At 70.3% G+C, this 15,484-nt stretch carries 14 protein-coding genes; 9 read left to right on the plus strand and 5 right to left on the minus strand.

Annotation, left to right across the window (positions count from 1 at the left end):
- Positions 1-52: 52 nt before the first annotated feature.
- From AB0C30_RS43365 to AB0C30_RS43395, 7 genes are all read left to right on the plus strand, one after another.
- Positions 53-1,030 carry an aldo/keto reductase gene (locus AB0C30_RS43365; protein ID WP_357955156.1) on the plus strand — a complete coding sequence of 326 codons (978 nt, stop codon included), beginning with the start codon at positions 53-55 and terminating at the stop codon, positions 1,028-1,030.
- Positions 1,031-1,085: 55 nt separating this feature from the next.
- Positions 1,086-2,120 carry an alcohol dehydrogenase catalytic domain-containing protein gene (locus tag AB0C30_RS43370; protein ID WP_357955158.1) on the plus strand — a complete coding sequence of 345 codons (1,035 nt, stop codon included), beginning with the start codon at positions 1,086-1,088 and terminating at the stop codon, positions 2,118-2,120.
- Positions 2,121-2,184: 64 nt separating this feature from the next.
- A complete protein-coding gene (locus AB0C30_RS43375) occupies positions 2,185-3,150 on the plus strand; it encodes an FAD:protein FMN transferase (protein ID WP_357955160.1) in 966 nt (321 codons plus the stop codon).
- A complete protein-coding gene (locus AB0C30_RS43380; protein ID WP_357955162.1) occupies positions 3,147-3,623 on the plus strand; it encodes a hypothetical protein in 477 nt (158 codons plus the stop codon). Before AB0C30_RS43375 ends, AB0C30_RS43380 begins: the two co-directional genes overlap by 4 nt.
- A 251-nt stretch (positions 3,624-3,874) precedes the next feature.
- Positions 3,875-4,171: a hypothetical protein gene (locus AB0C30_RS43385; protein WP_357955164.1), complete on the plus strand. Its 297-nt coding sequence runs from the start codon at positions 3,875-3,877 to the stop codon at positions 4,169-4,171.
- Between the two features lie 16 nt (positions 4,172-4,187).
- Entirely contained in the window at positions 4,188-4,898 is a 711-nt protein-coding gene (locus AB0C30_RS43390; protein ID WP_357955166.1) for a hypothetical protein, read from the plus strand.
- A gap of 52 nt (positions 4,899-4,950) precedes the next feature.
- Positions 4,951-5,847, plus strand: a complete 897-nt coding sequence (locus AB0C30_RS43395) for a helix-turn-helix domain-containing protein (RefSeq protein WP_357955168.1) — start codon at positions 4,951-4,953, stop codon at positions 5,845-5,847.
- 113 nt (positions 5,848-5,960) lie between these two features.
- Here AB0C30_RS43395 and AB0C30_RS43400 read toward each other — a convergent pair whose 3' ends face one another.
- Entirely contained in the window at positions 5,961-8,384 is a 2,424-nt protein-coding gene (locus AB0C30_RS43400; RefSeq protein WP_357955170.1) for a M28 family peptidase, read from the minus strand.
- 132 nt (positions 8,385-8,516) lie between these two features.
- Between AB0C30_RS43400 and AB0C30_RS43405 the strand changes: the two genes are divergently transcribed.
- A complete protein-coding gene (locus AB0C30_RS43405) occupies positions 8,517-9,269 on the plus strand; it encodes an alpha/beta hydrolase (RefSeq protein ID WP_357955172.1) in 753 nt (250 codons plus the stop codon).
- Between the two features lie 281 nt (positions 9,270-9,550).
- On the opposite strand, the gene AB0C30_RS43410 is transcribed toward AB0C30_RS43405, so the two are convergent.
- A complete protein-coding gene (locus tag AB0C30_RS43410) occupies positions 9,551-9,997 on the minus strand; it encodes a hypothetical protein (protein WP_357955174.1) in 447 nt (148 codons plus the stop codon).
- Positions 9,957-10,733, minus strand: a complete 777-nt coding sequence (locus AB0C30_RS43415; RefSeq protein ID WP_357955176.1) for a HAMP domain-containing sensor histidine kinase — start codon at positions 10,731-10,733, stop codon at positions 9,957-9,959. The genes AB0C30_RS43410 and AB0C30_RS43415 overlap by 41 nt, the downstream gene beginning before the upstream one ends.
- Positions 10,734-10,815: 82 nt before the next feature.
- Here AB0C30_RS43415 and AB0C30_RS43420 point away from each other — a divergent pair, with 82 nt between their 5' ends.
- A complete protein-coding gene (locus AB0C30_RS43420) occupies positions 10,816-11,010 on the plus strand; it encodes a hypothetical protein (RefSeq protein ID WP_357955178.1) in 195 nt (64 codons plus the stop codon).
- Between the two features lie 51 nt (positions 11,011-11,061).
- On the opposite strand, the gene AB0C30_RS43425 is transcribed toward AB0C30_RS43420, so the two are convergent.
- Both AB0C30_RS43425 and AB0C30_RS43430 read right to left on the minus strand, forming a co-directional pair.
- A complete protein-coding gene (locus AB0C30_RS43425; RefSeq protein WP_357955180.1) occupies positions 11,062-12,111 on the minus strand; it encodes a zinc-binding dehydrogenase in 1,050 nt (349 codons plus the stop codon).
- A 67-nt stretch (positions 12,112-12,178) separates the two neighbouring features.
- Complete coding sequence (locus tag AB0C30_RS43430; protein WP_357955182.1) at positions 12,179-15,400, minus strand: cytochrome P450; 3,222 nt, start codon at positions 15,398-15,400, stop codon at positions 12,179-12,181.
- Positions 15,401-15,484 lie beyond the last annotated feature (84 nt).

Genomic DNA, 15,484 nt, shown 5'->3' on the forward strand with positions numbered 1-15,484 from the left:
GTGTCCCTTCGGTACCCGCCATCAACGTATCGATCCATCGGAGATAGCAACGATGAAGCACATCAAACTGCGTGACCTGGACGTTTCCCGCATCGGGCTGGGCGCGATGGGCATGTCCCACGGCTACACCGGCTCCGGCACCGACGAGGCCGAATCCATCCGTACCATCCACCGGGCCCTGGAACTGGGCGTCACCTTCATCGACACGGCCGAGATCTACGGCCCGTACACCAACGAGGAACTCCTCGGCCGGGCCCTGAAGGGCCGCCGCGAGGAAGTGGTGCTGGCGACGAAGTTCGGCCTGATCGCGCACGCCGGCGCGGGCCCGTGGAACCTCGACAGCAGCCCGGCCAACATCCGCACCTCGGTCGAGGGATCGCTGAAGCGGCTGGGCACCGACTACATCGACCTGTACTACCAGCACCGGGTCGACCCGAACACGCCGATCGAGGAGACCGTGGGCGCGCTGGCCGAGCTGGTGGAGCAGGGCAAGATCCGCCACATCGGCCTGTCGGAGGCCGGGCCGGACACCATCCGCCGCGCGCACGCCGTGCACCCGGTCACCGCCGTGCAGTCGGAGTACTCCCTGTTCACCCGGGGCCTGGAAGAGCGGGTGCTGCCGCTGCTGCGCGAGCTGCGCATCGGCCTGGTGCCCTTCTCGCCACTGGGGCGCGGCTTCTTGACCGGGAAGATCCGTTCCACCGACGGCTTCGCCGAAGGCGACTTCCGGCACGGCAACCCGCGCTTCACCGGTGAGAACTTCCAGCACAACCTGCGCCTGGTCGACGAGGTCCAAGCCATCGCCGCCGAGGCCGGCGCCACCCCGGCGCAGGTCGCGCTGGCCTGGCTGCTGGCCCAGGGCGACGACATCGCTCCCATCCCCGGCACCAAGCGCGTGAGCCGGGTCGAGGAGAACACCGCCGCCGACGGCATCCAGTTGTCGGATGAGCAGCTCGCGGCGCTCTCCAGCCTGCCCCCGGCCGCCGGCGACACCCACACCGAGGCCGGCCTGCGGATGCTGGAGCGCTGACCCGCTCACCTTCAGCTGTGTCCACCACCCTTCCCGAAATCCAAAGGAGCACATCATGCGTGCAGCCGTGATGTACGGTGCCGGCGACGTCCGCGTCGAGAACCGGCCCGACCCGAAGATCCAGCAACCCACCGACGCGATCGTCCGCGTGGTCCTGTCCTGCGTGTGCGGCAGCGACCTGTGGCCGTACAAGTCCATGCCCGCCACCGGCACCGGACGCCTGATGGGGCACGAGTTCCTCGGCGTGATCGAGGACACCGGCTCCCAGGTGAGCGCCCTGAAGACCGGCGACCTGGTCGTCGCACCGTTCACCTACTGCGACAACACCTGCGATTTCTGCCGCAAGGGCCTGCAGCCCTTCTGCCGCCACGGCGGCCGCTACGGCCTGGACGGCGTGGACGGCGGCCAGGGCGAGGCAGCGCGGGTCCCCCAGGCCGACGGCACCCTGGTCAAGCTCCCCGTGGAAGAGAGCAGCCCGCTGCTGCCGTCCCTGCTGACGCTCTCGGACGTGCTGGGCACCGGCCACCACGGCGCCGTCACCGCCGGCGTGACCCGCGGCGACCGCGTCCTGGTCATCGGCGACGGCGCGGTCGGCCTGTCCGCCGTGCTCGCCGCCAAGCGCCTGGGCGCCGAACAGATCATCCTCATGGGCAGGCACACCGACCGCACCGACCTGGGCCGCGACTTCGGCGCCACCGACGTCGTGGCCGAACGCGGCGACGAAGGCGCGACCCGGGTGCGCGAGCTGACCGGGGGCGACGGCGTCGACCGCGTCGTGGAGGCCGTCGGCGCCCTGGAGGCCCTGCGGACCGCGTTCGCCGCAGTCATCGACGGAGGCACGATCAGCCGCCTGGGCATTCCGCAGTACGAGGACGGCCCCATCGGCCCCGCCATGATCATGCGGAACATCACCCTGACCGGCGGCGTCTCACCGGCCCGCGCCTACATCGAGGAACTCATGCCCGACATCCTGAACGGCGTCATCGACCCGGGCCGCGTCTTCGACCGCACCATCGGCCTGGAAGAGGTCCCCGACGCCTACCGCGCCATGGCCGACCGCGAAGCCCTCAAGGTCCTCATCCGCCCCTGATCTTCGACAGAGCGCCGGGCAAAAGCAGCCGCGCCGTCCTTCCCGGCATCCCACATATGGAGGCATGACCATGCCCACGAAGTACCCCGCTCCGGCGACCGGTACGGCGCAGGGCGGCGGGCCGGCCAAGGCGATCTGGGCGTTCGACGCCATCGGCACGCGCTGGGAGATCGAGACCCGCCGACTGCTGGACGGGCGGGTGCGGGCTGAGATCCAGGACCGGATCGAGCGGTTCGATCTGGCCTACTCGCGCTTCCGGCCGGACTCGCTGGTCTCCCGGATCGCCGCCGCGCAGCAGGGTGGCCGGTTCGTCTTTCCCGAGGACGCCGCCGCCCTGTTCGACCTGTACGACCGGCTGGCCGCTGTCACCGGCGGCGCCATCGACCCGCTGCTGGTGGGCCGCGAGCTGGAACTGCTCGGCTACGACGCGGCCTACACCCTGCGGCCCGTCGCGCCCGCGGCCTGGCCTGCCGGGCCGCGGCCGGTCTGGGGACGCGACACGGTGCGGGAGGGGACGGTGCTCACCACTGGCCGCCCGGTCGTCGTGGACGTCGGGGCCGCAGGCAAGGGGTACCTGGTCGACCTTGTCGCCGCTCTGCTCACCGAATCCGGGATCGGCGCATTCGTGGTGGCCGCGGGCGGGGACCTGCGCCATGCCGGGCCGCAACCGATCCGGATCGGGCTGGAGTACCCCGCCGACCCGTCCCAGGTGATCGGCGTCGCCAACCTGCGTGATCGGGCGCTGTGCGCCTCGGCCGTCAACCGGCGCGCCTGGGGGGACGGCCTGCACCACATCCTGGACGCCCGCACCGGGATCCCGGCCGCGGAGGTGGTGGCCACCTGGGTCGTCGCGGACGACGCCGCCCACGCCGACGCCCTGGCCACGGCCCTGTTCGTCACCGACCCGCGCACGCTGGGCCGCTCGTTCGCCTTCGACTATGTCCGGCTGCTAGACGACGGACGCGCTGAGATCTCATCCCGATTCCCCGGCGCCCTGTTCGGCCCCGAAGCACAGGAGGACCGCTCATGACCGCCCAGAACCGCACCGCCACGGCGCTGCCCACGATCGCCGCCTCGACCTTCGCGTTGACCGGCGCAGGCTGCTCGGCCGGCACCGAACCCGAGGCCGGTACCGCACCCCCAAGGCCACCCTCGTCGGCCCCCTCGTCACCATCACCGCCACCGGCGTCCGCGTCGGCGCGAGGAGATTCCCAGTACCGCGACGGCGCCTACACCGCCACCGGCACCTACGGCGGCGGGCCCTCCCACATCACCGTGACGCTCACGCTCGACGACGACGTGATCACCCGAGTGGCCGTCGCACCGCACGCTACCAATCCGACCTCCCGCGACTACCAGGAACGGTTCGCCACCGCCGTACCCCAGATGGTCGTCGGCAAGAACCTCGATGACGTCCGTCTGTCCCGCACGGCCGGCTCCAGCGGCACTCCGGTCGGTTTCAACGACGCCTTGGACCAGATAAAGCAGCAAGCGGCGAACTGACCCGCTCGGGCGCCGGCGGAGCGGCCTTTGCCGAACCAGGAGCCAGGGCGATCCGGCGCAGCCAGGCGCCAGGAAGATAACGCCGCCAATGCCGCAGCCGGCCCAACCAACAACGCTGCCGGCGTTCTTCTCTCACTGCGGAGAGAACCCCGATAACAGCGGTCGTCGCACGCTCGCCGTCGGGAACTCGGTGTCCGTATCGTGAGCATCGGGCGCGTCCGGCGGTCCGTTTCTCATATGGAGGGGTAGCGATGTTGCGTGCGGTGTTCGTACGAACCTTGAAGGCGGGTGTGACGTATGAGCAGTTCAAGGAAGCTTGGGTTCCGGAGGATACGGACGGCTATCCCGCGAAGGTCAGCGTCTCGCGCAATGTCGCCGACGACCGGCAGGTGATCACGGTCCTTGAGCTGGACATGTTCCTGGCCGAGTTTGAGGACAAGCGTGCGGCGCTGACCCGTCCGGACGCACTGGAGCGGCTCGCCGAGATCGTGGAGACGACCGAGTTGGCGGGCCTGTATGAGGGTGTACTCGATGAGAAGGATCTGTGACGATCGGGGGTGAGTGATGTCGTTCAAGGCCGAGCAGGTCGCGCGGCTGGCCGAGTCCGGGTGGTCGTGCTGCGAATCCGTGGCCGAAGCGGTGGCGCGGGCGGGGCTACCGGCGGTGACGCCTGACTACCTGGCGGCCGCGTTCTCCGACGATCTGTGGGAGGCCGCCGGGCGCGCGGTGCTGGCGCTTCGGAACCACTTCGCCTCGGCTCGCTTCGCGGAGGAGACGACGTACGGGATCCTGCTGATACCCGACCCCGACCGGCTGGACACCCGGCGCCCGATGACCGCGGCCATGCGAGCGGATCAGCTCGGCACGCCGACCGAGGACGAGTTCGACGCGCGGCTGCCGGCAGGCGTCCTCGGCGTCCGGCCCGGCAGGCCGTGGACCATGGTCGCCACGGTCACCGGGGTCTATGGGCCGTCTCTGGGTAGTCACCACCAGATCGTGGACGGGCCGGCGGCGTCGTTCACGGTGGCGGGCACGGACACCAGGGCGCTGATGATCCGTCAGCTCTGGGGCGCGCGAGTCCTGCAAAGCGGGCGTGACCTGCCCGACTGCGAATCGAACGCGAGATGGACGTTCACGCTGTTCCCCGGCGAGGGCCTCACCGAAGGCCAAGCCGAATCCGGCACCGTACTCAAGGGCAAGGTGCGTTTCCGGCTCGGCAAGCCCGACCGCGGCATCGGATCGGCGCGCGTGGCTCCCGCCATCGCCGTCACCTAAGGCGCCGGCGGCCCATAGTGACGCATCACCATATAAGCGTCAAACTAGACATATGGGACGTGAGTCGCGGAGTCGCCATGACGCGGTGCCCGACGTCGAGAGTGGGCTCGGATCGTATCTGCGAGCCAGGCGAGCCCAGGTCGCACCCCAGGACGCCGGACTCAGCTCCTGCGGCCCGCGCCGGACTCCCGGTCTGCGCCGTGAGGAGCTGGCCGCGCTCGCCGGCGTCAGCATCGACTACTACGCGCGTCTCGAACGCGGCAAGGAGACCCATCCCAGCACCGCGATCCTCGACGCCCTCGCCGGAGCCCTGCGCCTCGACGCGTACGGGCACCAGCACCTGTACGATCTGGCCGCACGAGCCACCCGCGGCACGTCGGAGGCGCCGCCCACCCCCACGTCGCGCGAGGTTCGCCGAGGCGTCCTGGTGCTCCTCGAGGAACTGCGCCCCAACCCGGTCTTCGTGTTCAGCCGCACGCTGGACGTGCTCACCTGCACCCCGAGCGGGCTCCGGCTCTTCGCCGGGCTGGACGCGCAGCCGCCGCAAACACGGAACATCGCCCGGTACGTGTTCCTCCATCCCCAGGCCCCCCACGTGCTGGACGACTGGGACGAGCAGGCCCGCGCCTGCGTGGGCCGACTGCGGGTGCTGGCCAGCACGGATCTCACCGCCCCCGGCCTGACCGGCTTGGTCGAAGAACTTCTGGTGAAGAGCCGGGAATTCGCCGACCTATGGAGCCGCTACGACGTCAAACCGCACGCCCAGGGTGTCAAGACCTTCCACCACCCCGACGTCGGTGACCTTCGCCTCGGTTACGAATCGATGCCGCTGGACGGCACCCTGGCCCAGCGTTTCGTCATGTTCTACGCCGAGCCGGGGACAACCGATCACGACAAGATGGTTCTGCTCGACATGGACAGGTCCGAACCCGTGACGGCCGACCCGTAATCAGCGCGCGCCCTTGCCCGAGCCGGCCGACCCGTGATCAGCGCGCGCCCTTGCCCGAGCCGGCCGACCCGTGATCAGCGCGCCCCCTTGCCCGAGTCGGACGGCAGGTGGGTCTAAGCGTCGCCGGCCAAGGTGTAACCGCGGGTGACCGCGATGAGGCCGCCGTCCTCTCTGGTGGCCGCGACCAGGTGCGGTGGCCTGGGGATGAAGCCAGGCACCGCGGTCAGCCCGTCGGTCTCGCCGATGACGGTGAGGCGAATCCGGTCCGCTTCCTGTATGCGCAGGGTGATCTGGACTCCCTGGGCGGGGATGCCACGGAAGCGGATCTCTGAGGGCCAGGTTCCGGCTCGCGTACCGGTCACGGGCACGCTCGCCGACCCGAACCGGCCGGCTGAGGCGGTGGCCCGGATGATCGGCTGGTCGAGCCTAAGCGTCACCGAGCGCGCGCCCTTCCCCGCTGTCACCTGCAGCTTGAGCGTGCCCTCGCGGCGGGCCAAAACGGTGGCTCGCGGGCCGTCGGCGGCGATCGCGGGTGCGGGGCCGGTCCACAGCGTGCCTCGCGCGTACCCGACGGGCAGCCCGGAGGTGTCGTGGCCGGACACATACTGCTTGGTCCACTGTGGCGGGTCCGTGTCGGCGCTGACCCAGTGAGCGGTGCGGGTGTCGGCGTCCATGACGTAGGCCAGGTGCGTGCGCTGCGGCTGGCCGGCGTCGAAGTCGTCCGCCGCGAGCCCGGTGGCGACCAGTCCCGTCGTCAGGAGAAGGGCCACCAGAGACACGGGGAGGAGGACGGCGCGTTTCGGCCGGATGGCGAGATCGGGCAGGAGCCGGGCCGCGGGGTCGGGCAGGAGCCGGGCGGCGGGATCCGGCAGGCGCTGGGTGGCGGGGTCGGGCAGGCGGCGGGTGGCGGGATCGGGCAGGAACAGTTCCGCGATCGGCACCACGGTCAGTCCGAACAGTGCCAGTATCAGCGCGCTCACCCCGCCGAGTGCCAGCCCCATCCCGTCGAAGACGTCCCCGGCCAGTGACGGCAGCAGCATCGCGGCCGTGACCGGGCCCAGCATCGCCGCGGCCGCCCGCGCCCAGGCAGGTCCGCGCGACAAGGCGGCGGCCAGGCAGCCGAGCGAGCCCAGCAGCGCCGGCAGGGCGAACAGGAAGGACGCGCCGGGAGCGACCTGAGCGCACAGCACGCCCAGCCCGGCGAGCCAGGTCAGCGCCCCGACGGTCAGCGCCGCCGGACCGAGCCTGCGCCGCAGCACCAGATACCAGCCGAGAACCGCCAGCGCGCACAGGACCGCGATCGCCGCCTGGTACGGCCGCGGGCGGTGCAGCAGCCCGCCCATCAGGTCGTAGGCGGGCCGCCAGGCCACCAGCAGTTCCCACAATCCCTGCGCCAGGGCGGCCGACAGCACCAGGGGCACCACGGCCGAGACCGCGGCCATGATCAGCCGGGGCAGGCTCAGCAGCCGCCTGAGGCGGCCCAGCAGCGCCAGGCCCGCCACCGCGAGGAGGGCCAGCACCGCCAGCGGCCAGACGAGCCGGGCCGGGTAGGTGATCATGGTGCCGAGCGCGCGGAAGTAGGTGACGTCCTGATCGGAGGTCAGCGTCCGCAGGTCCGCGTTGCCGAGGGCGCGCGTCAGCGCCAGCATGTTGGTGCCGTGGTGTTGCAGGCTGCCCCGGTTGAGGTTGGCGATGGAGTCGCCCGCGGTGTGATACAGCGAGGAACGCTGGATGTAGGCGAAGTTCATGCCGGTGAAGCCGGCCTTGGTCAGCGGGGTGAAGTCGGTGTTGTTGGACAGCAGCCGGTACACCTCCACCATGGCGGAGTGACCACGCGGCGCGGGGACGGCGTGGACGAAGGTCTCGACCAGGCGGGAGTTGCCGGCGGTGGTCTCGAACATCAACGAGGGGCCGCTGACTCCGCGGGCCTCCCAGTTCAGCAGCACACCGCCGGCTTTGCCCAGGGGGTGGTCGCGGACGAAGGCCTCGGCGCCGAGCACGCCGTCCTCCTCGCCGTCCGACATGAGCAGCACGATGTCGTTACGCATGCCGGGACCGGTGCGCAGCGCCCGGACGGTCTCGATCATCGCGGCCACCGCGGCGCCGTCGTCGGAGGCGCCCGGTCCCATGGCCGCGGAGTCGTAGTGCGCGGCGATGAGCACGGTGCCGGTCGAGCCCGTCCCCCGCAGCCGGCCCACGATGTTGTCGACCTGGCCGAACGTCGCCAGCCCCGCGGCGGACCGGCCGCCGACCGAACGCTGGATCTCGACCTGAAGCCCCGCCGCGCGCAACTGCCCAGCCACGTAGTCCCTGGCCCGGCCGCTCGCCGGGCTGCCGATGGGCCGCGGTTCGGCGGCGAACTCTTTCAGATGCGCCAGCGCGCGTTCGGCACTGAACTGCGCGCTCGGGGCGGTGGCCGGCAGGGGTTGCATGGTGCTGTCGGCCATGGCGGACAGCATGATCACCGCCATCAGGGTGAGCAGGGCCGCCAGCCCGGCCGGCAGCCGCCGTGGGACGTCGAACAACTTTCCGATCATGGCCAGGAAGGCTAAGCCCGGCCACTTGCCCCGCGGAATGAGGCGCTCACCCGCCCGTACCTGCGGTTTTCCGCAGCCCCCGGTCGAGCAGGGCAAAGCCACACCGGTGACCTGGAGATCGAGGACCGCATCGTGCCCGCCGATCCGGACGTGCCGGTGCGGATCTACCGCCCGCACCACCCGCAGGGCGCAATCGTCTGGTTGCACGGCGGTGGATTCGTCATGGGTGACCTGAACACCGAACACCCCTGGGCCGCCCGGCTCGCGAACGTCTCCGGCGCGGTGGTGGTCTCGGTGGGTTACCGGCTGGCCCCCGAGCATCGGTTTCCGGCCGCCCTGGACGACGTCTACGCCGCGCTGACCTGGACGGCCGAGAACGCCGCCGAGCTCGGCGTCGACCCCGAGCGGATCGCGGTCGGCGGCCACAGCGCCGGCGGCGGACTCGCCACCGCGGTGGCGCTGCGAGCGCGTGACGAGCAAGGGCCGCCGATCCGCTTCCAGCTGCTCAACCAGCCTGGACTCGACGACCGGCAGGAGACGTGGTCGGCGCGGCACTTCACCGACACCCCGTGGATGAATCGCGACAAAGTCACCGCAATATGGGGGCACTACCTGGGCTCCGCACCCGCCACGCCGTACGCCGCCCCGGCGCGAGCCTACGACCTGTCCGGCCTGCCACCCGCCTACATCGCCACCGCGGAATTCTGCCCGAACCGCGACGAAGACATCACGTACGCGCTACGGCTGCTGCAGTCGGGCGTGTCGGCCGAGCTGCACCAGTGGCCCGGCACCTTCCACGGATCACAGGCGATCCTGTCCGCCGAGGTGTCGCAGCGGCAGATCGCCGAACTCGGCGCGGCCCTGCGCCGCGCCCTGGCCGAGTGAGGCGACCCGCTCGGGTGGCCGATCGCGGACGGGAGAGGCATCGCTCCGTCAGAGTGACCTGCTCGCCTTGACGTTCTCGATTCCGAGGACATTCAGCAGAGCCAGGGCTTCGGCGCCGGGGGATCCCGGCGGCGCGCTGTAGAGGCCCGTCCGTAGTTTCCAGACCAAAACAACGCTAGGCAGTTGATCTAGGGCCGTACCTGGGATGACTGCCCTCAAGATGGCGGGTTGCCGGGAAGCACTTCGCCGTTTTCCGTGGTCCTGGCAGGTGGGATGCGAGATCAGCGCCGGTGCCGGCGGTGGTGCTCGTCGTTCTCGGCGGTGATGCGGGCGGCGGTCTCCTCGCCGAGCCGGACGTAGAGGCCGAGGGTGGCCAGGTGCCGGTGGCGGGAGTTGGCCTGTAGGTCGGCGGTGCCGCGGCCCTTGACGGCCAGGTGGGTCAGCCCGGAGTGGCACAGCTGGTGCAGGGTGTATCCGGTGCTGTGCGGGTGGTGGAGCTTGGATGCCTGTTTGAACAGGTACTCGGCGCGTGGGTAGGACAATCGGCCTCGGCCGGTGTCCGGGCAGATGTCGCCCAGGGCCGGCGCGCGGCGTCCGGCGGCGGGAGCGCGCCGGCCGGCAAGGAAGAGCGGGCCGCGGGTCCGTCCCTTGAGCAGGCGGGGCAGCAGTTGGGCGGTGCCGGGCCGGTCATGTCCGAGCGGGATCACGTCGGCGGCGATCAGGGTCACGCGTCCGCCCCGCCTCTGCCGCAGTAAATCCGGTATTTACCGCGGTCGCGATGGGGGCCGTTGCACTGAGGGGAAGTCGCAGCACGAAGCAAGCCCCGCCGCTTGGGGACTTCCTGGCGTGGAGGGTGCCCATGTGCGCCTGGGCGATGTCGCGGGCGATCGCCAGACCGAGGCCCGTGCCCTTGCGATCCAGGCGGCGTGCGGCGCCGAGGCGGGTGAAGCGTTGGAAGATTCGTTCCCGCTCGCACTCCGCGATGCCTCCTCCGTCGTCGGCCACCGTCATCTCGGCGTTGTCGCCCGCGCGGCTCACCCGGACCTCGACGATCCGCTTGGCGTGCCGTTGAGCGTTGTCGAGCAGGTTGGTGAGCAGCCGGGAGATCCGGATCGGGACGGCCTGGACGGTCACGCCCCGTTGCAGGCGGAGCTGGACCGGGAGGCGATCGACTCGTCGACAGACCTCGTCCCGGACCAGTTCTGCGAGGTCGACCTGCTGTGGCTCCACGGCCGGACCCGCCTCCATTTCGCCGAGCACTCGCAGATCGGTGAGGATCGCGTCCAACCGGTCGACGCCTCTCAGCGCCCTGGCGAGAAGGTCGTGGAGATCGGTCTGCTCGGGATACAGGTGGGCCGCCTCCAGCTCCACGCGCAGTCCCGCGAAGGCCGCGCGCAGCTCGTGTGAGGCGTCGGAGGCGAACTGCCGGTTCTTCTGAAGCTCCTGCTCCAGCTCTCTCAGCATGTCGGGAACGATCGGGATTGTCGTAGTTCGGCGCGCACAGAGCGAGTGTGGATCCTCGCAGCCATGCCGAGATGTTGGACACGTGATGGCGGTCGATCCTTTGTCTCGATCAGGATCGGCGAAATCGGGGCTGTTGGCGGGCATATTCACCGGCAAGCTGCTGCCGCACACCGCGCATCGTCCAGGTGCAGTACCGCTTTCATATATGTCCGGGGCGGTTGAGGAATCGGGGTTGGTCATGTCGCTGTCGTTTCTCTTCGGGCGCTCGGAAAAGTGACAAAGGACGAGGCCCGCCCCCACACGTGTGCGGGCCGGTCGTCCTCTGCCGTCAGGGAACGAGGATGAGTCGGATCGGGTCGCCGATCTTGTGCTCCAGCCGGTGGATCGCCTCGGCGGCGTCAGCGAGCGGGATGTTGTCGGAGATGGAGGGAGCCAGGTCGAGCCGGCCGTTGGAGGCCAGCCGCACCAGCTCGGAGACGGACTCGGGGGTGCCGCCGTAGTGGCCGCGTATCTGCTTGCCCATGTAGTTGAAGGTCAGGCCTTCGCTGAGGGTGAGCGGCTTGGGGGTGATGCCGACCAGGATGAGGGCTCCGTTGAGGCCGAGCACCGCGGCGGCCTGCTCGCGGACGGCGGCCACGCCGGCGCAGTCGAAGGCGAAGTCCAGGCCGCGGCCGGCGGTGGCCGCACGTACCTGGTCGGCGAAGTCCTCGGTGGCCGGGTCGAGCGCGATGTCGGCTCCGAAGCCCAGAGCGCGTTCCCGGGCGCCGGGCAGGGGGTCGACGGCGATGATCGGGGCGGCTCCGACCAGGCGGGCGACGCGGAGGCTGTGCGCGCCCACTCCGCCCACGCCCCACACGCCCACGGCCTGCGCGGGGCGCACCCCGGCGGTGGCCACGACGGCGGCGTAGGAGGTGGAGACCGCGTCAGGGATGATCGCGGCCTGGTCGAACGGCAGCTTGTCGGGGATGGGGACGAGGGTGTCCTCGCGGGCGATGGCGTACTGGGCCCAGCCACCGTCGTAGTCGATGCCCCGGGTGTGGACCTGGGTGCAGGGGCGGCGGCGCGCGCAGTCCGCGCACTGCTCGCAGCTCTGTCCGGCCTCCAGGATGACGCGGGTGCCTACGGTCAGGCCACGCCGGAGGCCGGGGCCGAGGGCGTGGATGACACCGGAGACCTCGTGGCCGATGGTGACGGCGTCGCGGGCATTGGGGTACAGGGGGACGAGGGTTCCGTCGAGCAGGTGGAGGTCCGACAGGCACACGCCGGCGGCCTTGACCTCGATGAGTACCTCGCCCGGGCCGGGCACGGGGACGGCGGCCTCCTCAACGAGGAACTTCCCGTTGTCCAGGTGGAAGCGTCCGGCGAGCATGGTGTCCATGGTGATCTCACTTTCTTGAGCGTTCGATGACAGGGGCCCGAGACCCTCTGGCCGGGCTGGACGGGGATCAGGCGAAGACGTCCTGCTGGTAGCGGCCGTCTGTCTCGAGCTGGTCGAGCCACTGCCGGGCGGTTTCGTCGTCGCCGCCGGTGCGGCTGCGGTGGATGGCGGCGAGTGCTTCTCGTACGGCGGGCGCCATGCGCCGGCCATCGCCGCAGACGTAGACGTAGGCGCCGTCCTGCAGGGCCTGCCACACCGTGCCGGAGGCCGCGACGACGGCGTCCTGGACGTACCGGGCGGGGTGGCCGGCCACGGCGGAGAAGGCGGTGTGCACCTTGGCGATCCCGGCCTGCTCCCAGGCCTCCATCTCCTGCCGGTAGAACCAGTCGTGCTCCGGGTGGCGGCAGCCGACGAAGGCCTGGGCCAGGCCCACCTTCGTGCCGTGCTCCTGCTGGCAGGCACGCTCCTCCAGGAAGCCGCGCAACGGTGCGATGCCGGTGCCGGGCCCGATGAGGATGAGCGGTGTGGCGGGGTCGGCGGGCGGCGCGAAGGCAGGCGAGGGCACCCGCACGTAACCGTAGAAGACGTCTCCCGGCTCGAGTCGTCCCAGGTACTGCGAGCACAGGCCGCGGTAGGCGCCGCCGTTGCCCGACAGCGCGGGGCCTTCGACGAGGCCGACGGTCAGCCGGACCTGGCGCGGGTTGGCCATCGGGGAGGAGGAGATGGAGTAGAAGCGGGGGCGGATGGGCCCCGTCATCTCCAGGAACACCGCCAGGGGCAGATCGACGGCCGGGAAGCGCTCCAGCAGGTCGAGGACCGAGACCCGCTTGGCGAGAATCTCCTGGTAGGGCTCGTCGGACTCCTCGGTGTCGGTGGTGTAGGCCTCCAGCTGCGGCTTGGTCCAGGGGCACCGGGTGTGCTCGGCCAGGACGCGCACCTGGGTGCGGGTGGCCACGTCCTGCAGTTCCAGGAACTCGGTGAGCAGCAGGCCCGCGGCGACGGGCGTGCCCACCGGCAGGTGCGTCCTGCGGCCGCCGGGCTGGTCGAGCTGGAACACCTGGTCGCGGTCGACACCGAGCCGCGCCAGCGCGCGCTCGACCAGCGCCGGCTCGTTCTTGGCGAAGACGGCCAGGTGGTTGCCGGTCTCGTAGTTGACATCCTCGGGCAGCTCGACGGTGAGGGACTTCGCCGGGGGACGCGGCGGCTCGACGCTGAAGTCCCACAGCCCGGTCGCATCGCTGACGAGCTCCTCGTTGGCGACCACGGTCAAGGGGTAGGCCTGCTCGGAGACGATGGCGGGACGCACGTCCGCCTCGGTCAGCAGCCGCACCTGGTAGCGTGGCGCGCCGCCGTCGGAGGTGTCTGCCGCGTACTCTTCGGCCAGGGTGGCCCAGAGGGTGTCCATCCAGCGGGTGGCCATGCCGTCGAAGTCACCGGCGGCGTCCGCCGCGCCGCGCTCGACCGCCGGCGTCGCGCCGGCGGCCAGCAGGGCGGCCTCGATCCGCTTGGGGAATGACTGGTAGGTGGCCACCCACTGGGTGTTGCCGGCGCCCAGCAACGCGAAGCGCACGCCCGACAGCGAGCCCGCGGGAAGCCCGTCTGCGATCAGGTCGTCGAAGCGCTGGGCGTTGTCGGGTGCCTTGCCGTTGTAGCTGGCGGCCACGACCACGAGCAGGCCCTCGGTGGGCAGGTTGTCGCCCAGGTCGTCGAGGCTGAGCAGCGTGGTGGCGAACCCGGAGCGCTCACCGCGGTCGGCGATGGTGCGCGCCAGGTCCTCGCAGCTGCCCAGGCTGGAGCCGTAGGCGACGGCGAGGTTCACCCCGACGCCGCTGACCGCGGCTGCCTGCTGCGCCTGGCCGCCCTGCGGGTCCGGGAGGCCGAACACGGTGCGCTCGCGTTCGCGCCGGGGACGGACGACGACCTCGAAGTCGCCGGGCTTGCGCGTCAGCGCCTCCCGTACGTCCATCTGGTAGTCGTTGACGTCGGAGAACTTGAACTTCCGCAGCACCAGCGCGAGCGCCAGGCGGGCCTCGGTGAGCGCGAACTGCCGGCCGATGCAGGCACGCCGGCCGTTGCCGAACGGCTTGTAGGCGTGCGGATGGTGCTGGGCGCGGTTCTCCGGCAGCCACCGGTCGATGTCGAACTCCAGCGGCCGCTCCCACGCCTTGGTGTGGGTGTGCAGCGGGAACATCAGCAGGTTGGTCTTCGTGCCCTGCTTCAGCTGGTAGTGGCCGCCGATGACGGTGTCCTCCAGCGGCGCCTTCATGATCTGCGGGATGGGAGCCCACAGGCGCAGGGTTTCCTCCAGGATGCGCGGGATGACATCCAGCTTCATGATCGTGTCGTAGTCAGGGACTGTGTCGCCCGGCAGCATCCGGTCCACCTCGGCGTAGGCCTGGGCCAGCGCCTGCGGGTTGCGCAGCAACGAGTAGGTGGCGAACGACAGCAGACCGCTGGTGGTCTCATGACCGGCGATCAGGAACGTCAGCACCTGGTCCCGGACGTTGTCGTCGTCCAGCAGCCTGCCGGTCTCCGGGTCGACGGCCTGCAGCATCAGGCTCAGCAGGTCGTCCTCGCCGCTGATCCTCTCCTGACGGCGCTCCTTGATCACGGTCTCGACCAGCTCGCGCATCAGCTGGATGTTTTCGCGGTACGTCTTGTCGCCGGTTTTGCGGAGCTTGGTCATCACCGGAAGCTCCTGCGAGCGCCGCATCGACTCCACCAGCGCGTGCAGCAGCGCCGTGAGAAAGGGGTGCAGTTCCTCGTCGCGGAAGGAGTCGAACCGGTAGCCGAACCCCGACAGGGCGATGGTGTCCAGCGTCAGCCGGGTGTAGTCGTCGGTCACCTTGACCAGCCGTCCCTGCCTGCGCTCCCACTTGCCCACCAGGTTCTGGGCGATCTCCAGCATCTGCCCGAAGTAGCTCTTCATGGCCCGCTGGCTGAAGGCCGGCATGAGGATCCGGTGCGCCATGCCCCAGACCTCCTCATCGTCATGGGCGGTGAACAGGCCCGCGCCGGCGTAGTCCCGGACGTGGCTCAGCGGCGGGAGGATCGGCTTGCCGAAGCGGGTCTCGTCGCAGACCTCCGCCACCAGGTCAGGGTCGTAGACGAAGACGTTGTTCTGGCCGGCGATGTCCATGCTGAAGAGGCCCTCGGGGAACTGCTTGGACAGCTCGCCGAAGTAGGCGACTGGATTGGTGCCGGGAATCTGGGGCGTGTGGCCGAGGATCGGGATCCCGCGCGGGGACCGAACGGGACGGAGCCCGGGCGCGGGCTGAGCGATAGGCAAGGACTTCTCCTTTCTGACGATTTCGTCATTTATGGACACTACCGTCAGTTATATAATGACTTGTCAAAACAGAAGTGAGGAATC

Origin of the sequence: Nonomuraea sp. NPDC048901 (assembly GCF_040649695.1) — a bacterium.
Classification (GTDB): domain Bacteria; phylum Actinomycetota; class Actinomycetes; order Streptosporangiales; family Streptosporangiaceae; genus Nonomuraea.

Coding starts and splice junctions, on each gene's coding strand:
- AB0C30_RS43370 (WP_357955158.1), top strand. CDS start 1,086: ATGCGTGCAGCCGTGATGTACGGTGCCGGCGACGTCCGCGTCGAGAAC.
- AB0C30_RS43365 (WP_357955156.1), top strand. CDS start 53: ATGAAGCACATCAAACTGCGTGACCTGGACGTTTCCCGCATCGGGCTG.
- AB0C30_RS43375 (WP_357955160.1), top strand. CDS start 2,185: ATGACCATGCCCACGAAGTACCCCGCTCCGGCGACCGGTACGGCGCAG.
- AB0C30_RS43425 (WP_357955180.1), bottom strand. CDS start 12,111: ATGGACACCATGCTCGCCGGACGCTTCCACCTGGACAACGGGAAGTTC.
- AB0C30_RS43415 (WP_357955176.1), bottom strand. CDS start 10,733: ATGCTGAGAGAGCTGGAGCAGGAGCTTCAGAAGAACCGGCAGTTCGCC.
- AB0C30_RS43390 (WP_357955166.1), top strand. CDS start 4,188: ATGTCGTTCAAGGCCGAGCAGGTCGCGCGGCTGGCCGAGTCCGGGTGG.
- AB0C30_RS43395 (WP_357955168.1), top strand. CDS start 4,951: ATGGGACGTGAGTCGCGGAGTCGCCATGACGCGGTGCCCGACGTCGAG.
- AB0C30_RS43400 (WP_357955170.1), bottom strand. CDS start 8,384: ATGATCGGAAAGTTGTTCGACGTCCCACGGCGGCTGCCGGCCGGGCTG.
- AB0C30_RS43385 (WP_357955164.1), top strand. CDS start 3,875: ATGTTGCGTGCGGTGTTCGTACGAACCTTGAAGGCGGGTGTGACGTAT.
- AB0C30_RS43380 (WP_357955162.1), top strand. CDS start 3,147: ATGACCGCCCAGAACCGCACCGCCACGGCGCTGCCCACGATCGCCGCC.